This window comes from Haloarcula mannanilytica (assembly GCF_005406125.1).
GTDB lineage: Archaea > Halobacteriota > Halobacteria > Halobacteriales > Haloarculaceae > Haloarcula > Haloarcula mannanilytica.
The window spans coordinates 151,684-169,549 of sequence record NZ_BIXZ01000002.1; the positions used below are offsets into that span (position 1 = coordinate 151,684).

The window sequence follows — 17,866 nt, forward strand, 5'->3', positions numbered from 1 at the left end:
GATTCGTTCGTATGTCCACAGCGGATTCTGTCGTTCTGCTCACCGGCGCAGCGTCGGGCATCGGAGCGGCGACGGCACGAGCGTTCGCCGATGACGGCTGGACAGTCTACGCGACGGACATCGACAGCGAGTTTCCAGCGGACATCCGCGAGCGCTGTCGCTGTCTCGAACTCGACGTGACCGACGACGAACAGATTCAGGCCGTCGTTGACCGAATCATCGCGGAGACCGGACGGCTCAACTGCCTGGTGAACAACGCGGGCTACGGGGTCGCTGGGCCGGTCGAAGACGTTTCCAGCGACGACGTTCGCGAGCAGTTCGACGTGCTGGTCCACGGCCCACATCGCCTCGCACAGGCAGCATTACCCGAGATGCGCGAACACGGCGGACGCATCATCACGCTCTCCAGCGTGCTGGGCCACACTGCCTCGCCCGGACTTGGCGCGTATTCGGCCGGCAAAGCCGCCGTCGAGTCCCTGACCGACGCGCTGCGAATCGAAGTCGCCGGAGCGGACGACATCCACGTCTCGCTCGTCGAACCGGCATGGGTCGACACCGGCTTCGCCGACAGCGCGCTTGAAAACCTCGGTGACGAGGCCCGGACGCCGACCTACGACCGGACGTACGACGCGCTCGAAACCGGCTGGGTCCTCACCGGCGGGCCGCTGGCGACGACGCCGGAGGCCGTCGCCGAGACGGTCCTGTCGGCGGCGACTGACGCCCCGCCGAAGGCCCGCTACCCCGTCGGAGCCTTCGCCACGTTCGTCCGCTGGACCCACTGGCTCCCGGCGCGACTCCAGGACCCAATTCACCGCGGGTTTGGTCGAGCGAGCGCGTTTCTGGGGCGGTGGCTATGACGCAACTGGCCGACGGCGACCGGGTTCGCCTGTCGACCGGACACGAAGTGACGCTCCCGCTGGTCACCGAGGCGACCATCGCCGGTGCAGTGCTCCCGGCGCGCTACGACGTTGCCGAGTCGCTGCTGCCCGATGGACTGACGCCGGTCCAGCCGACGGCCCGCCGGGCCGCAGTCGTGCTCCTCTGTGTCGAGTACCATCGCATCGGCGACGACGCGATGGCCCCCTACGACGAGTTCGCCGTGATGATTGCGTCGACGGCAAAAGAGTGGCAGCCACCGCTGGTCCCACTGCTGACCCGCACGGCCGGCAGCTACATCTGGTCGCTCCCCGTCACAACCGAGCCCGCGCGCGCCCTCGGCGACGAGATCTGGGGCTATCCGAAGACGGTCGCCGACATCACCCACCGCGACGACGCAACTCGCCGCGAGACAACGGTCATAGAGGACGGCGACCGCGTAGCGACGGTCGGCATCGACTGGCCCCGGGCCTGGGAGCGTCGAGAACGAACCGAGAGCTACGCAGTTCGGGCGGGCCGACTCGAACGGACGCCAATCGAGTTCCAGGGGAAACTGGGGGTCGCACCGCTGAGCCGTCGCGTCGACGTGGACTTGGGCAACCACGAGCGTGCCGACACGCTCCGCTCGCTCGATATGGGTTCGCGGTCTGTGCTTCGGTTCTCGCTGGAGGGAGAGATCGCGTATGGCGCTGGGCGAGCGGTGGAGCGGTAGCGGGGCGGTAAAGTGCAGTCACAGTAGCGGAGCGGTAAAGTGCAGTCACAGTAGCGGAGCGGTAGCAGTCCCGGCATACCGCGCCGCAGGCGCGGTTTCCCCGGACGCGAACGGAGTGAGCGTCCGGCCTTTTTCGCCCACGTTTTTCGAGGAGCCGTCCCCGCAGCGAGCGAAGCGAGCGAGGAACGGCGACGCTGAAAAAGGTGGTACTACAGAAACTCCCGGACCTCCGAATACCACATGTCGTGTTCGTCGACGGCGTCGATGGCCTCGGCGATGCGAACAGCGATAGCGTGCCAGCAAAGCTGGTCGGGGTCCTCGGGGTCGAGGTTGTACTCGCTGTCGGCGCAGGTACAGCCGCCGTCCTCGACGATGTACTCGTCGTCGTGGCCGACGACGACGGTGAAATCGCGGTACTGCTTGACCCGGCTCTCGCCGACGGCCTCGATGGCCTGATGGCCGCGGTCGTCGTGAACGTCGACGATAGCCGACACTGCATCGGGGGTCAGCTCCCCGGCAGCTTCGAGGTCGGCCACCCACTCCTCGACTCCGGTCACATCCATGCTACGGAAAGGGGTGACAAAACGGCGTCGGCTTCAGCAGCCACATCCCGGCTGCCTGGCGGGCGACGGCGGGGAGTTATCAATGCTTGTACTGTGCCCAGAAGGATAAACACGGAGTGCAGATTTGTTCCGGCATGAACCTCGATCTCCCGTGGCTGGCGCTTGGCTCGTTTGCCTCGGGGGTCGGCTCGCTGTATCTGCTGGCACAGCTCCGGGCACACTGGGGCAAGCCCGGCGCGCAGTGGTTCGTCGCGACCATCGTCACGCAGACGGTCTGGTGTTTCAGCTACGGCGCGGCACTGCTGGTGTTCGACTCGACAGTGCGCCTCGCTCTTGAGATGGTGTCCTGGCTGGGAATTATCTGGATCGGCTTTTGCTTTCTCTCCTTTGCGCTTGGATACACCGGCCGGACGAACGTCCTCGAAAGTGGCTGGTACCGGGGACTGGCGGTGCTGCCGCTCGGCGGAACGGCGCTCATCGTCACGAACCCGATTCACACCGTGGTCTGGCAGGGGTTCCGGGTCGTGCCGACCGCCGGGAGCGCCGGAGCCGACTACGCCGTCTTGCCGGCCGGACTACTCATCATCATCGTCGCGATGCTGTTCGTCAGTTTCGGGACGTTGCTGGTGTTCGATACGGTCGTCAGCTACGGCCCGCTGTACCGGCGCGAGGCGCTAGCAGTCGGGCTGAGTCCGATACCGCCCGGGGCCGCGGTGTTGCTGTGGGCCGGCGGCATCGGGCCGACTCCAACCATGAATCTGACACCGCTCCTGTTCCTGCCCCACATCGTCTTGGACCTGTACGCGTTCGTCCGGAGCAACATGTTCGAGTTCCACCCGGCGACCAGGCGGGCCGGCGAGCGGGCGGCCATCCACGACATCGCCACGCCGGTCGCCATCGTCGACGAACTGGGGCGGGTCGTGAACCTCAACCCCGCCGCCGAGGAAATGCTCGCCGTCGACAAGCGCGAGGCGCTGACGGAGCCACTGAACAGCTTCCTGTCCGGCGACGACATCGCACCCGACGGCGGGAGTTCACGGGTATCCATCGAGGCCGGGGGCCGCCACCGCGAGTTCAAAGTCCGACAGACGGCGCTGCGCGACGAGGCGGGGACGCAACTGGGCTACACGGTCGTCTTTCAGGACATCACCGACGAAATCCGTCGGGAGCGTCGCCTCGAAGTACTCAATCGCTTCCTCAGACACAACGTCCGCAACGAGAGCGTCGTCATCCAGGCCCGGGCAGAGCTACTGGCGGCGGAACTCGACGGCGAGCAGGCCGATCACGCGGCGACCATCGAGCGGTCAGTCGGTCGCCTGGTCGACTCCGGCCAGAAGGCCCGGACCCTCGCCGAAGCGGGATCGGATGATGCCGGACTCGAATCCGTCGCACTGGCCGATCTCGCTGCCGAGGTCGTATCGACCGCCCGCGACGAGTACGGCGGCTCGGTCACTGTCGAAATACCCGACGACCTCCGACTGACGACCCAGCCCGCCCTGCTGGAGATTCTGCTTACGAACCTCGTCGAGAACGCCCTCCAGCACGTCCCGGACGCCGCCGTCACCGTTGGTGCGACGACAGAGGGCGACGATATCGTTCTGACCGTCAGCGACAACGGCCCGGGCATCCCCGAGCACGAACTCGGCGTGCTGGAGCGAGGCCGCGAGACAGACCTGAACCACGGCAGCGGTATCGGCCTCTGGCTCGTCCGCTGGACGACCACGACGCTGGAGGGCGACCTCGCGTTCGACACGAACGATGGGACGATAGTAACCGTTCGGCTGCCTCGGGAGCGGAGCGCCGCCCAAGCGGCGTGAATGTGGAAATCACGCTGACGGTTCGCCGCCGTGCCGAATGCGATTGCACCCACCATAGTATCACTCGAAGCAAGTCCGAACCGCTCAAGTAGCGCAGTCGCCTCTAGACGACTGTGTCACAGCAGGCCGCACAGGTAGAGACGCTGTTCCTCCACGAACACGGCGAGGAGTTCCGCGTCGCCGCCCACCGGGACGGCGAGCGGCTCTTCCACGGCATCCTCGAACTCAAGGAGACCGACGCCGGCCCCCGCCCGCGCCGGCTCCGGATCAAGGACGGGACCAGCGAGGAGCTTCGCTCGCCGGACCAGTTCGTCGAGCTCGCCCGCCGTGCGGCCCGCATTCGCATTTCTGAGCAGACCGCCCCGCTCGCGCGGGATCGCATCCACGAGATGCTCGACGCCTACCAGATCGAGGCCAAGGTCGTCCGGACCTGCCGGCTGTGTGCCTCCGACGGGCGCTACTCGCCGATTACTAGCGAGACGGCCATCGAGTCCGACGACGAGACCATTTGCCCGGCGTGCGCTCGCCAGCAGCTCGACCGCGAACTCGCGTTCAAAGGCAGTATCAGCGGCGACGCCCGCGACCGCCTCGAAGAGCTCCTGCTCGAAGTGCAGGACCTCGACCGCGTGACGAACCTCCTGTCGGGCCAACTGGACCCGGATCTGACGAAGTTCGACGAGATTTCCGCGACCGTCGACGAGGTCGACCCCGTCCGCGTCGACTCGCTGGACCTCCATCCGGGGATGCAGGAGCACCTCGAATCCCGGTTCGACACCCTGCTGCCGGTCCAGAGTCTCGCCGTCGAACACGGCGCAACCGAGGGCCGCGACCAACTCGTCGTGAGCGCGACGGCGACGGGGAAGACGCTCATCGGCGAGATGGCCGGCATCGACCGCGTGCTGAACGGCAAGGGGACGATGCTATTTCTCGTTCCGCTTGTCGCCCTAGCGAACCAGAAGTACGAGCAGTTCCAGGACCGCTACGGCGATATGGTCGACGTGTCCCTGCGCGTGGGCGCGAGCCGTATCGCCGACGAGGGTGGTCGCTTCGACCCTGAGGCCGATGTCATCGTCGGGACCTACGAAGGCATCGACCACGCGCTCCGGACCGGCAAGGACCTCGGCACCGTCGGCACCGTCGTCATCGACGAGGTGCATACGCTCGGCGAGGACGAGCGAGGTCACCGGCTCGACGGCCTGATTTCCCGGCTGAAGTATTACTGTGAATCCGGGGGGTCACCCGACAGCGGCGACACCCAGTGGATTTACCTCTCGGCGACGGTCGGTAACCCCGGCCAACTGGCCGACCAGCTCCGGGCGACGCTCATCGAATTCGAGGAGCGGCCGGTGCCTATCGAGCGCCACGTCACGTTCGCCGACGGGCGCGAGAAAATCGAGACCGAAAAGAAGCTCGTCAAGCGCGCCTTCGACAACAAATCCAGCAAAGGCTATCGCGGTCAGACGATCATCTTCACGAACTCACGGCGTCGCTGTCACCAGATCTCGCGGAAACTGGAGTACAGTTCCGCACCGTACCACGCTGGGCTGGACAACCGGAAGCGCCAGCGGGTCGAGCGGCAGTTCGCCGACCAGGACCTCGCGGCGGTCGTGACGACGGCAGCCCTCGCGGCGGGGGTCGACTTCCCGGCCTCGCAGGTCATCTTCGACTCGCTGGCGATGGGTATCGAGTGGCTCACCGTCCAGGAGTTCAGCCAGATGCTCGGCCGGGCCGGCCGCCCGGACTACCACGACAAGGGGACCGTCTACATGCTGGTCGAACCGGACTGCTCGTACCACAACAGCATGGAGATGACCGAAGACGAGGTGGCGTTCAAGCTCCTGAAAGGCGAAATGGAGCCGGTCATCACCCGCTACGACGAGGGCGCGGCCGTCGAGGAGACGCTGGCGAACGTCACCGTCGCCGGCAATCAGGCCAAGCGGCTCAACGACCGGATGGTCGGCGAGGTGCCGACCAAGCACGCCCTTGGGAAGCTGCTTGAGTACGAGTTCATCGACGGCCTCTCGCCGACGCCACTCGGTAGAGCGGTGACCCGACACTTCCTCGCGCCCGACGAGGCGTTCCAGTTGCTCGACGGCATCCGCAAGGGACAGCACCCCTACGAGATCGTCGCCGACATGGAACTGCGCGACGAGCATTAGCGGTGACCGCACCCGCCCAGACCTGTCGGCCGAGTATCCTTTCGGCGTACATTCTTGTAGCGGCACGTACTTCCGGTGCCCATGGGCCTGTTCGATACGATCCGTCGCGCCGTCGGTGGCGATAGCTCGTCGACCGACGGGGACGAGCAGGCGGCCGGGGACAGCCGGGCGTCCGACGACGGGCCGGAACTGCTTGATACGGCGGAGCTTGATCCGGCAACGTTCCGAGAGTTCGCCGAGGATGTCGTCGAGGGCGCGGACCCGCTGACGTTCGATCCCGATGCGCTCGCGCGCCTCGATACGGCCATCGAGGAGAGTTACGACGGCAAAACCGTGGGCGATGACGCGGACGCGACGACCTACACCGAGAACACGGTTCGGTTCGGGAGCTATCTCGGCGAACTCCTCGTGCGAGCCTACGACGGCGAGTGGGTCCAGTCAGACGGCCGGTGGGGCGTCGCCGTTGCCGGACCGGACGACGAGGTGGGCGTCGCGGTGTTCGACGTGGCCGCTCGCTCCTTTGGCGGCGAACCGGTGTTTGCAGCCGTCGTGGCGCGCCTGGAGTCCGAACTGGCACTCGATACTGCACAGGAGGGCGACGACGATGAGCGAGCGGGGCCGGACACAGAGACCGATGCCGATAGCGCCGTCTCCGAGCCGACGCGGGTCATTCGCCGCGTCGACGACGGCCAAGCTGACGAGCCCGCCGACGCCGCCGAACCGACGGCGACAGACGAGCGAGACGAAATGGCTGCCGCCGACACTGTTGATTCGGAGTCGTCTCAGGCCGTCGAGACGGAGCCGACCCGCGTCGTCAGTCGAGTCGAACCTGAATCGGACGGCGACGACCGGCCCGAGGACACTGCTCCCACGCCCGTCGTCAGTCGGGTCGCGGAGGACGAGGGTGCATCGGACGACGCCGTAGACGCTGAGAGCGATAAGGATGCAGGCCCCGGTGCGGTTGGTTCAGATACCGACGACATCGAACCATCGGGTGCTGAAATCGCCGGCGAGGAATCGACTGTCGACTCGGACGACGCGGAGACTGCCGAACAGTCTCCCGATGCCGCTGCCGGCGAGGAATTACCGGGAGCGGTGCCGGCTGCGGAGACAGCGGCCGACTTCTCCGACGATGACCCGGCTGTCGACGTGGCCGACGCTGCCGATGAGACCGCTGAGACAGCCACGGCCGACGACGGGGCTTCCGAGGCCGACGAACCGGAGCGGGCCACAGCGGACCCGGCGGCGGAAGCGCCGGCACCTGAGACGCCCGCCGAGGAGTCAGCCGACGGATTCCACGGCGAGGACCGAGCTATCGACGCAACCCCTGGGGAAGCGCCGACCGACACAGCCGACGATGGGGCGGCCGAGGAATGTACCGAGGACGCGTCAACGCTCGACAGTTCGTCGGACGGGTCATCGGCCGCGGCTCCGGACTCGGAGCCGACCCCAGAGACCGACGTTGCCGACCCGGCTGACGCGGCGAGGGCCGCCGATGCGACGGAGCCGGACAACGCACCGGCAGCCGTTGATACTACCGAAGCAGAGTCCGACGCGGGGGAACCGTCGGATGGCGGTTCCGTCGCGTCATCCCCTACCGACGACAGTGCTATGACCGACACCAGCGAGCAGGCAGCGCCACCCGATACTGCCGACGAAACGGCTGCTACCGCGGTCGCTGACGACAGCGAACAGCCCGCCCCTACCGACGGAGACGCCGATTCGGCCGCTGGCTCGGAACCCAACTGGGAGCCCGGAACGACCCGGGCAGAACACGCCGAGACCGCTGTCGAGTTCGCCGACTTCTGGGGCGAGCACGGACTCGATTTCTCGCCGGCCTCGCTTTCGCGCCTCGACGACCTGGTCGATGCAGAGTGGGACGACGAGCGCTTCGCCGAAACGACGTTCGGGAGCGACGACTCCTTCGACGACCGCGCGTTCACCAGCGTCGTACAGGAACTGGGCGGCTACTTCGGCGAGGTGCTCGTCCGGCAACTCGGCGGTGAATGGACCGACGAGACGGACCACGAGGCGGCCGTCATCGTCGGCGGGCCGGCCGGACAGTTCGCCGTCCCCGTCTTCGATGTCGCGATAACGTCGCTCAGAAAGCAGGCGGTGTTCGGCCGGAGCTACGACGCTCTGCTCGAAGACCTTGGACGCAACGGGCCGACGCGGTGAGCGACATGACTCCGGCGAGGGGCCTCGCTGTTGTTAGTCAGACCGGGGCAGGATCGACGTGCTCCCACAGTCGGGACACTCGTCGTGGTCCGTATAGAGGAGCGTGTCACACTCGATACACCGGTGGGTGGCTTCGTCGTCGGATGCGTTCCCGACCTCCTGTTTCAGCTCCTCGACTTTTCGACCGAGGTCGTTGAAAAGGCTCATTACTACTCATTCGGCCTCCACGGGGATAAACGTCGGCGGCCGAAGTCGGGCTGTGAACGCGCCGCCGTCGCAAACGACCCATCCTTTTGTCACTGGGGGCGGAGATGCCAGACGTGTCGCTGCCACCTGTCACGCCGGGAATGTTGTTCGTGTTCGCGGTCATCATCGCGGCGCTGGTGCTGTTTGCGACCGAGGCCCTGCCCGTCGACGTGACCGCTATCGGCGTCATGGTCGCGCTGATGCTGGCCGAACCGGTGACGGTGCTCGCAGCTGATGTCGGCCTGCTCGCCGAGCCGGTGTACGTGTTACACCAGCCCGGCGACGGCATCTCGCCGCTTGACCGCGGGCTCTCTGGTTTTGCCTCGACGGCGACGATAACAGTGCTGGCGATGTTCATCCTCTCCGACGGCGTCCAGCGGACCGGCATCATCCAGATTCTCGGCGCGAAAATCGCCTCGCTGACCGGGGACAGCGAAACGAAACAGCTCGGTGCGACCGTCGGGCTGGTCGCGCCCATCTCCGGGTTCATCAACAACACCGCCGCTGTCGCCATTCTTCTGCCGATGGTGACCGACATCGCGCACAAGGGAAAGGTTTCGCCCTCGAAACTGCTTTTGCCGCTGTCCTACGCCTCGATGTTCGGCGGCATGCTGACGCTCATCGGTACCTCGACGAACATCCTCGCCTCGCAGATATCGGCTGAACTGATCGGTCGCCCGTTCAGCATGTTCGAGTTCACCCAGCTCGGCGTCATCGTGACTATCGTCGGGACGATCTATCTGCTCACTGTCGGGCGCTATCTGGTACCCTCGCGCATCCCGGCCAAGGAAGACCTCACCGAGGAATTCGAGATGGGCGAGTACCTCACCGAGGTCGTCGTCCGCGAGGACTCCCCGCTCATCGGTCGGACGGTTGGCGAGGCGCTGTCGGCGTCCGAGTTCGATGTCGATGTCGTCCAACTGGTGCGTGGCGGGCGGACGTTCCTCGAACCGCTCGGTCAGAAAGCCATCCGAGCCGGCGACGTGTTCGCCGTTCGGACGGATCGGGACACACTTGTCGACCTCCTCGACGCCGAAGGACTCGATATGATTCCCGAGGTCGAGGTCGACGAGGCGGAACTGGAGGCCGCCAACGAGCGAAAGAACCTCGTCGAACTCGTCGTCGCCCCCGGCTCCTCGCTCATCGGCGAGACGCTCGTCTCCACGAACTTCCGCCAGCGCTACGACGCGACGGTGCTTGCCCTTCGCCACGGGCAAGAGCTGTACCGCCAGCGGATGGACCACGTCAAACTCCGCATCGGCGATACGCTCCTGGTGCAGGCCACCCCGGAGAGCATCGAGCGACTCAACCGCAACAACGACTTCATCGTGGCCCAGGAGGTCCAGCGGCCGGACTTCCGGCGAACGAAGATCCCCGTCGCGGTCGGCATCGTCGCCGCCGTCGTCGGCGTCGCGGCGCTGACCCCGATCCACATCGTCATCTCGGCGCTGGGCGGCGCGCTGGCGATGGTGCTTTCCGGCTGTCTCCGCCCACAGGAACTGTACGACGCCGTCCAGTGGGACGTTATCTTCCTGCTCGCGGGCGTCATCCCGCTGGGCATCGCCCTGCAGGAGACCGGCGGTGCCGACTTGCTCGCGGACCTGTTTGTCATGGGTGCCGGCAGCGTCCTCACTGCCGGGGGCGGCCTCGCCGTTGTCCTCGGACTCATGTATCTCGTCACGGCGCTTTTGACGAACATCATCTCGAACAACGCCTCGGTCGTCCTGATGATCCCCGTCGCCATCGAGACCGCCCAGCAACTGAACGCCAACGCCTTCGCGTTCGTCCTCGGCGTCACCTTCGCCGCCTCGACGGCGTTCATGACGCCGGTGGGCTACCAGACGAACCTCCTCGTCTACGGTCCCGGTGGCTACCGCTTTACCGACTACCTGAAGGTCGGCGCGCCGCTCCAGGCCGTCTTCGCCGTCGTGACGACGCTGGGCATCGCGTACTTCTGGGGCCTCGCTCCCGCGTGACACGGGCGACTCGCAACGAAACGCTTTACTCGCTGTCGGGTCGAGAGGGTGGTACGGGATCGTGGGGTAGCTTGGTAACCTTCGGGCCTTGGGTGCCCGTCCCCTCGGTTCAAATCCGAGCGATCCCATATTACTGTCGCGAACAACACCGTGAGCGACAGTCATCGGTGCGCTCGGATTTGAAGCAGACCAGGCGCGCGCAGCCGTAGCGAGCACGTCTGGGCGTAGTTCAAATCCGAGCGATCCCATCTCTGGACGAAATCGAGCAGCCGTTTTTGAAGCTTCGACTGTCGGCTTGCCAGAATGGCGGTTTTGAGGGATTAGCGGGTCCGCCGCGGCGACTTCGCGGTACAGTTCCGGGTTCCGAAGTAGAGAGAACCCAAATTTTGGGAACTGGAAGGTATCTGATGATAACTATTATTATATTTATATAGCGATATGAATTTGCCTTACCATGCGTCAGATATCCAGACGACAGATACTCCGAGCCGCGTGTGTGGGAGCGGTCGCGCTCGCCGGTTGTAGTAGCGATCAGGCGAATGAGTCAGGTGCGACTGAGAGTGACGGCGGCGGTGCCGAAACACCCGAGGGATCGACTGATGAGATGGAGACGGATACCCCGACAGACAGCGGAGGGCAGCCACAGTTCGGGCAGACAGCCCGGTTCCCGGAGTCGTATGCGATGACGATGACGACGGAATCGGAGGGCCAGACCGTCGAGATGACTGGCCGGTTCTACGAAGGCGATATGTACGTGACATTCGAGCAGCAAGGGCAGCAGATGGAACTGTACCACATCGGGGATACGACCTACACCGTTGCCGGCGGACAGTGTATCATGGGGACGATGCAACAGGGGATGGACCGCGAGGATGTCGACCCCAGTGAGTTCTCCGACCGGGCAGAGCAGAACCCGGATATCACACCAGTCGGTCGAGAGACCATCGACGGCGACGAGGTCCTGGTGTATGAACTCTCACAGAGCGGGACCGACGAGCCAGTCACGTATTATATCCTCGCAGACTCCGGCTACCCGCGCCGCATCGAGACCGGGCGGACGCGCTGGGACTTCCACTCGTGGGGAGATGTCGACCCGATTCAGGAACCTGACGCGGACTGCCAGTCGATGCCTAGTGGTGGTATGACGGCCAACAGCGGGAACTGACAGCGCAACGACCACGCAGCCGTCCACTTCCACCCCGGTTTGCGAACCTTCTTAGGCAAGTGGGCATAACCACAGTGCACTCAGATGGCGACCGCCGAGAACACCGAACTCATCGACCGCTTCGAGGAGTTCTACCGCAACTACTACCGCAACGAGATCGGTGAGCTCGCCCAGAAATATCCCAACGACCAGAAGTCGCTGTACATCGACTGGGACGACCTCTATCGCTTCGACCCGGACCTGGCCGACGACTACCGCACCAAGCCCGAGCAGATACAGGAGTACGCCGAGGAGGCCCTGCGACTGTACGACCTCCCGGTCGACGTGTCGCTCGGGCAGGCCCACGTCCGCGTCCGAAACCTCCCTGATTCGGAGGATATCCGTGACCTGCGCCACGAACACCACGGCAACCTCGTCGCCGTCCGTGGGATCATCCGGAAAGCGACCGACGTGCGCCCGAAGGTCATCGAGGCGGCCTTCGAGTGCCAGCGCTGTGGCACGCTCACGCGCATCCCCCAGACCGCCGGCGACTTTCAAGAACCTCACGACTGCCAGGGCTGTGAACGCCAGGGGCCGTTCCGGCTCAACACCGACCAATCGCAGTTCATCGACGCCCAGAAGCTCCGCGTGCAGGAATCACCCGAGGGCCTGCGCGGCGGCGAGACGCCCCAGTCCATCGACATCAACATCGAGGACGATATCACCGGCGAGGTGACCGCCGGCGACCACGTCCGCGTGACCGGCATCCTCAAACTCGACCAGCGGGGCAACGACAACGAAAAGTCCCCGATGTTCGACATCTATATGGAGGGCGTCAGCGTCGAAATTGAGGACGAGCAGTTCGAGGACATGGAGATCACCGACGCCGACAAGAAGGAAATCGTCGAACTGTCGAACGAACCCGACATCTACGACAAGATGGTCGGGGCCATCGCTCCCTCCATCTACGGCTACGAGAAGGAGAAGCTCGCGATGATGCTCCAGCTCTTCTCGGGCGTGACCAAGGAGCTTCCTGACGGATCTCGAATACGTGGCGACCTCCATATGTTGCTGATAGGAGACCCAGGAACCGGTAAATCTCAGATGCTATCATATATAGAGAATATCGCACCACGCTCCGTCTACACCTCCGGGAAGGGGTCGTCGAGCGCGGGGCTGACCGCCGCGGCCGTGCGCGACGACTTCGGCGACGGCCAACAGTGGACGCTGGAAGCCGGTGCGCTCGTGCTCGCCGACCAGGGCATCGCCGCTATCGACGAACTCGATAAGATGAGCCCGGAGGACCGCTCAGCGATGCACGAAGCGCTGGAGCAGCAGCGTATCAGCGTCTCCAAGGCGGGAATCAACGCAACACTCAAATCTCGCTGTTCGCTGCTGGGCGCGGCCAACCCCAAGTACGGGCGCTTCGATCAGTACGAGCCCATCGGGGAGCAGATCGACCTCGAACCGGCGCTTATCTCCCGGTTTGACCTCATCTTCACCGTGACGGACAAGCCCGACGAGGAGAAAGACCGCAACCTCGCCGAGCACATCATCCAGACCAACTACGCCGGCGAACTCCACACCCACCGGACGGAGAACCCGACCTCGAACTTCAGCGAGGAGGAGGTCGGCACCGTCACCGAGGAGGTCGCACCGACCATCGAACCGGACCTGCTCAGAAAGTACGTCGCCTACGCCAAGCGTAACTGCTTCCCGACGATGACTGAGGAGGCGAAAAGCCGCATCGAGGACTTCTACGTCGACCTACGGATGAAAGGCCAGGACGAGGACGCGCCAGTGCCGGTCACCGCCCGGAAACTGGAGGCGCTGGTCCGATTGGCCGAGGCTTCTGCGCGTATTCGCCTCTCGGACACCGTCGACGAGGCCGACGCCGACCGCGCGGTCGACATCGCTCACTATTGCCTGAAAGAAATCGGCGTCGACCCCGAGACCGGCGAGTTCGACGCCGACGTGGTCGAGACGGGCCAATCGAAGACCCAGCGCGACCGCATCCAGAACATCAAGGGCATCATCTCGGACATCGAGGACGAGTACGACGAGGGCGCACCCGCCGACGTGGTCATCGAGCGCGCCGAGGAGGTCGGTATCGACGAGTCCAAGGCCGAACACGAGATCGACAAGCTAAAACAGAAAGGCGAGGTGTACGAGCCTCGAACGGACCACCTCCGGACGACCTGATATGGACCGGATCTCCGCGCTCCGCAACATCGAGGAGGCCCTGGCCGAGTTCGAGGCCGGGTCGCAGTCGCTGGCTGATCTTGAACGGGACGTTCGCGGAACACTGCGGACCTACGCGACGGAGTTCGAGGGGGACTTACAGGCCTACCGGGCCAGTGGTGGGACCGCAGTGGACGGTCTCGTCGTCCTTGCGCCGTCGGAGACAGCGGCCCGCGAGCGGGTGCAAGACCTCGTCTCGGACACCGGGGAGTTCACCGTCACAGCCGTCGAATAGGATTGTACCGCTGTAGCTGCTGTCGGCGTATTCTACAGGACGTACCGTAGTGCTCACTCTCGGGTCCGACGGCTACCATATTTTCTGCTTCATCCGCCCATATATTCACTCCATTCTAAATTCAATTCAATAAAATTATATAGTAATAATACTAATCCCCAGCTAGTGCTACTCGTCGTTACCTACTCCCGGACGGCACGCACGGACCTGCGGAACATCTGTCGTGCCCACGAGGACTGTGTCGTTCGACAGTTCGGGAGAGCAGCGTTGTTCTCCGGAACCGAGTTCGGGGCCTTCCAGGCGCTCCGACTCTACGAGAAACACGGGCTCGACGTTCAGATCGAGCGCGTCGAGCCGTTCGAGCCGTCGGATGTCCCGGAACACGTCCGCAAAGCGGCCGAGAGCTACGAGGCGCGGGAGGAACCGGCGACACCATACAAGCGGTTCGCGTCAGGGCGTGACCTTCCGGACCCGGACCAACTCCGAGGCGTCGATCTGTGAAGCTGCGCGTCACTGAAACCACGTACGCGGGTACTGTCATCGACCTCCGAACACGAGCAGTCGACGGGAAAGCTATCGCCGCGAGTATCCGCGGGCAGCGAACCCTCCCGATCGTATCCTGTCCGGAGCCGCCGTCCGTGTACGCCTACGCCGGACACGTCCACCCGTCGATGGGACTGCGAACGCGGACCGCGCTCGCGGCCGCCGCCAGGTCACTGGGGCATGAGACACCACAGGACGACGCGATTGCGGACTGCCGGGAGCGACTGGCCGAGCTCGATTGTTCGACGCCAGACCTCCCCGAGCCAGTCGATCCGGTGTCGGACGTGACGATCGATGGCCTACAGGAGGCGGTTGCCACCCACCGCGGCCGCCTCACCGCTCGACGGGCCGTCGGTGCGGATGACGGGGCAGTGCAGGCTGACCTCCGGGATGCCGCGATGGAACTGAGCGAACGGGAGACGCGACGGGCTGCCGCCAGGGAGACACGCGAACTCCGGCGCGAGCAGGCCCGCGCCTACCGCGACACGCTGGAGGAGCGGCGACGGCTTTCCGACGAGCTGGCCAACCGCCGGCGGTGCGCTCGGGCGACCCTCGTCGACCGGCTCTCCGATGCGTTCAGTCAAGCAATCGCAACCGTTCCGGGATCAGTTCCGGATAATCCGTTCGACGCTGACCCTGTGACAGCCGCCCTGGCCGTACTCCGGGTCGCCCGAACACCAGCGCCGGTTGTCCTTGAAACGGACCGGTTCAGCTCACCGACGGCTGCGTCGGACTGCCTGGATGCGCCTCTCGTTCGCTGCTGACTTTTAAATCGGAAGGCCGGGCCACCGTCCCTATGGTTACGTTCGACTGCCGCGCCAAGCGAGTCGACGGCGTGACGCTCGTCACGGCGACCGTCGGCGACATCGCTGCACCGACTCGGATTACCGTCCGGAACTGTCTCGACGGCCCCCTCTGGCCACCGAGACAGCAGGGTGTCCCCGAAGCCGGCTGGAGCGAGGAGGGCTTTGAAGGGGTCGTTGGCCCGGGCACACACGCGCTCGGGTATGCGACGCCGGCTCCCCCAGCCGACCAGCCGGCGGAGTTGGTCGGGGCCGAGCCCGCTTCCGAAGATGCCCCAGCCGATGAGCGACTCGACTCCGAGGACGCTGTGGTCAGGGAACTCGGCGACCCGGCACCGCCTGCGGACGCAGTGCCTGCGGGCGAGCCGGGGGAGGCGGCTGCTGCGGAGGGTCGCCAGCCGGACATACCCTCGGTCGAGGGAGGCGACAGGCAGGCGGACCGACAGCCAGCGGTTGTTCAACCGTCAGGCCGATCAAGGGCTGCTTCCGGTCGGCGGTCGGAGCAGCAGCTCCCTGCGGCTGTCTCTCAGTGGCTCGACACCGTTGCTCGGCGCGTCGACCGTGCCGAGCGGCTGGACGGGGCGGACTCCCTGTCGGCAGCGACGGCTGCGGTTCGCGCGGCGGACGGTCTGTCGGGCGTCCGGGCAGTCGCCACACGCGGTGCTGCGGACGAACGGATGCTCCGGGCACTGGCCCGCCGGGCCGAACAGCTCGCGGACCGACGGGCGGCCGCTACGGTGCCGACCGAGACGCTGTCCCGCCTCGCATGATTGTGGCGGTCACCGGCGGTAAAGGAGGTGTCGGCAAATCGACCATCGCGTACAACCTCGCGGCGGAACTCGACAGCGTAGGACGCGCTGACAGCAGTGCCTCGCACCCGAGCGCGAACCCGGGGAGCGTTGTCGTCGACAGCGACCTCGGGATGGCGGACCTGCCGTCCAGTCGCGGACCCGACCTGCACGACGTGCTTGCCGGCCGCGCCGACCCCCACGAAGCGATCCGCGAGGGCGGCCCCGTGACCGTTATTCCCTGCGGGCGGACGCTGGCCGGCGCTCGGAGCGCGGATCTACAGGCACTCACAGATGTATTCGCCGCGCTGGAGCGGACCTACCGCTGGGTCGTCGTCGACTCGCCGGCCGGGCTACACGCCGATGTCGGCCTGCCCCTCGCAGCCGCCGACGCCGCGCTACTCGTGACGACGCCCGAGAGCGCGGCCCTCGCCGACGCGCTCCGGGTCCGGGCATTGGCCCGCGAACTCGACGCCGGACTCTGCCGGGTCGTCCTCAACCGGGCCGGTCCGAACCCCGCGACCGAAGCCGTCGCGGACCGGTTCGGTGCGCCGGCTGTCGCGATTCCCGAGAGCGAACCGCTAGCGACGGCACAGTCCCACGGACAGCCGCTTCGAGAAACAGCGCCGGACGCGCCAGCGAGACAATCGCTCGAAACGCTCGCCGACGCCGTTTATTCCTGTAGCTCGGTGTAAGTCCCACGCAACGTGACCGGCGTCACGTCTGCCACATCCGCCGCCTCGGCCTGGGTAAGCGCTACGTCTTGCTCCTGGGCCGCGGTGTAAAGACAGGCCGCGGCAACACCCGCGGGATTGCGGCCGCTGACGAGGCTGCGGTCCTGTGCTTCGTCGACGAGTTGCTCGGCGCGCTGACGGACCGCCGTCGGCAGGTCCAGCGTCGTCGCAAACCGGGGGACGTACTCGCGTGGGTCTATCGGGCCGGTCGGCAGCCCGAGTTCTCTGTTCAGCGCGTCGTAGGCCGCGCGAAGCTCCGCCTGGGTCGCCTTGGCGACAGTACAGAGTTCGTCGATAGTCCGGGCAACCCCTTCGGTCCGGCAGGTGGCGTAGATGGCCGCGGCTGCGAACCCTTCCAGCGTTCGCCCCTGAAGTAGATCTTCCTTCTGTGCGGATTCGAACAGCACGCAGGCCCGGTCCCGAATCGCGTCCGAGAGCGCCATCGACCCGATGATGCGACGGATCTCGGTGAAGGCATACACCTTGTTGCGCTCGCGTTTCGAGCTGATCTGTGCGCGGTTGTGTTCGCGGCGGAGGCGGGCGAACTGCCGGCGCTTGCGCCCTTTCAACCGTGTCGACCGACCGATCTTCGTCGAGAGGCCGCGGTCGTGACGACTCCGTGTCAGCGGCGCGCCCGTGCGTGCCCGATCCGTGTCATCATCGTCGAAGGAGCGCCACTCCGGCCCGGGGTCGATGGCGTCCTCACCGACGACTAATCCACAGCTGCCACAGACCGACTCGACGCCCTGCTGTTTGACCGACCCGTTACACTCCGGACATTGCGTCACCGTCGTGCTCATGTTTCCACCTACGGTCGGATGGAGGGTTAAAAAACCGATTCAGCAGCGGGT

General features: G+C 65.5%; 16 protein-coding genes and 1 tRNA gene. 14 read left to right on the top strand and 3 right to left on the bottom strand.

The genetic code is table 11. The features are described 5' to 3' along the window. Window positions 1-11 precede the first annotated feature (11 nt). The gene (locus Harman_RS07945; protein ID WP_137683277.1) at window positions 12-857 is read left to right on the top strand and encodes an SDR family oxidoreductase; all 846 of its coding nucleotides are present in this window, start codon (window positions 12-14) and stop codon (window positions 855-857) included. Then, window positions 854-1,588, top strand: a complete 735-nt coding sequence (locus Harman_RS07950) for an acetoacetate decarboxylase family protein (protein WP_137683278.1) — start codon at window positions 854-856, stop codon at window positions 1,586-1,588. Before Harman_RS07945 ends, Harman_RS07950 begins: the two co-directional genes overlap by 4 nt. 209 nt (window positions 1,589-1,797) lie before the next feature. Here the strand turns inward: Harman_RS07950 and Harman_RS07955 are convergent, their stop codons facing one another. Further along, window positions 1,798-2,151: a hypothetical protein gene (locus Harman_RS07955; protein WP_137683279.1), complete on the bottom strand. Its 354-nt coding sequence runs from the start codon at window positions 2,149-2,151 to the stop codon at window positions 1,798-1,800. A gap of 134 nt (window positions 2,152-2,285) precedes the next feature. On the opposite strand from Harman_RS07955, the gene Harman_RS07960 reads away from it, so the two are divergent. The 3 genes from Harman_RS07960 (at window position 2,286) to Harman_RS07970 (ending at window position 8,305) form a co-directional block, all read left to right on the top strand. Continuing rightward, complete coding sequence (locus Harman_RS07960) at window positions 2,286-3,968, top strand: histidine kinase N-terminal 7TM domain-containing protein (protein WP_137683280.1); 1,683 nt, start codon at window positions 2,286-2,288, stop codon at window positions 3,966-3,968. Between the two features lie 113 nt (window positions 3,969-4,081). Then, the gene (locus Harman_RS07965; RefSeq protein ID WP_137683281.1) at window positions 4,082-6,127 is read left to right on the top strand and encodes a DEAD/DEAH box helicase; all 2,046 of its coding nucleotides are present in this window, start codon (window positions 4,082-4,084) and stop codon (window positions 6,125-6,127) included. An 81-nt stretch (window positions 6,128-6,208) separates the two neighbouring features. After that, window positions 6,209-8,305 (top strand): hypothetical protein, encoded by a 2,097-nt coding sequence (locus Harman_RS07970; RefSeq protein ID WP_137683282.1) that lies wholly within the window; start codon window positions 6,209-6,211, stop codon window positions 8,303-8,305. 33 nt (window positions 8,306-8,338) lie between these two features. Here Harman_RS07970 and Harman_RS21480 read toward each other — a convergent pair whose 3' ends face one another. Continuing rightward, the gene (locus Harman_RS21480) at window positions 8,339-8,512 is read right to left on the bottom strand and encodes a hypothetical protein (protein WP_200830858.1); all 174 of its coding nucleotides are present in this window, start codon (window positions 8,510-8,512) and stop codon (window positions 8,339-8,341) included. A 140-nt stretch (window positions 8,513-8,652) separates the two neighbouring features. Here Harman_RS21480 and Harman_RS07975 point away from each other — a divergent pair, with 140 nt between their 5' ends. The 9 genes from Harman_RS07975 to Harman_RS08015 all read left to right on the top strand — a co-directional run bounded on the left by Harman_RS07975 (window position 8,653) and on the right by Harman_RS08015 (window position 16,976). After that, the gene (locus tag Harman_RS07975; RefSeq protein ID WP_137683752.1) at window positions 8,653-10,527 is read left to right on the top strand and encodes an SLC13 family permease; all 1,875 of its coding nucleotides are present in this window, start codon (window positions 8,653-8,655) and stop codon (window positions 10,525-10,527) included. Between the two features lie 55 nt (window positions 10,528-10,582). Next, window positions 10,583-10,655, top strand: a tRNA-Pro gene (locus tag Harman_RS07980). Between the two features lie 368 nt (window positions 10,656-11,023). Then, window positions 11,024-11,692, top strand: coding sequence for a hypothetical protein (locus tag Harman_RS07985; RefSeq protein WP_235007175.1), 669 nt, complete (start codon window positions 11,024-11,026; stop codon window positions 11,690-11,692). Window positions 11,693-11,776: 84 nt separating this feature from the next. Next, complete coding sequence (locus Harman_RS07990) at window positions 11,777-13,873, top strand: minichromosome maintenance protein MCM (protein ID WP_137683283.1); 2,097 nt, start codon at window positions 11,777-11,779, stop codon at window positions 13,871-13,873. Between the two features lies 1 nt (window position 13,874). Beyond that, a complete protein-coding gene (locus tag Harman_RS07995; RefSeq protein WP_137683284.1) occupies window positions 13,875-14,147 on the top strand; it encodes a DUF7854 family protein in 273 nt (90 codons plus the stop codon). A gap of 165 nt (window positions 14,148-14,312) precedes the next feature. Beyond that, entirely contained in the window at window positions 14,313-14,648 is a 336-nt protein-coding gene (locus tag Harman_RS08000) for a DUF7855 family protein (RefSeq protein ID WP_137683285.1), read from the top strand. Further along, window positions 14,645-15,454: a DUF7856 family protein gene (locus Harman_RS08005; protein ID WP_137683286.1), complete on the top strand. Its 810-nt coding sequence runs from the start codon at window positions 14,645-14,647 to the stop codon at window positions 15,452-15,454. Before Harman_RS08000 ends, Harman_RS08005 begins: the two co-directional genes overlap by 4 nt. A gap of 32 nt (window positions 15,455-15,486) precedes the next feature. Further along, the gene (locus Harman_RS08010) at window positions 15,487-16,263 is read left to right on the top strand and encodes a DUF7857 domain-containing protein (protein WP_137683287.1); all 777 of its coding nucleotides are present in this window, start codon (window positions 15,487-15,489) and stop codon (window positions 16,261-16,263) included. Continuing rightward, the gene (locus tag Harman_RS08015) at window positions 16,260-16,976 is read left to right on the top strand and encodes a MinD/ParA family ATP-binding protein (RefSeq protein WP_137683288.1); all 717 of its coding nucleotides are present in this window, start codon (window positions 16,260-16,262) and stop codon (window positions 16,974-16,976) included. The genes Harman_RS08010 and Harman_RS08015 overlap by 4 nt, the downstream gene beginning before the upstream one ends. Here Harman_RS08015 and Harman_RS08020 read toward each other — a convergent pair. After that, complete coding sequence (locus Harman_RS08020; RefSeq protein ID WP_137683289.1) at window positions 16,955-17,815, bottom strand: transcription initiation factor IIB; 861 nt, start codon at window positions 17,813-17,815, stop codon at window positions 16,955-16,957. The genes Harman_RS08015 and Harman_RS08020 overlap by 22 nt on opposite strands. Between the last annotated feature and the right edge of the window lie 51 nt (window positions 17,816-17,866).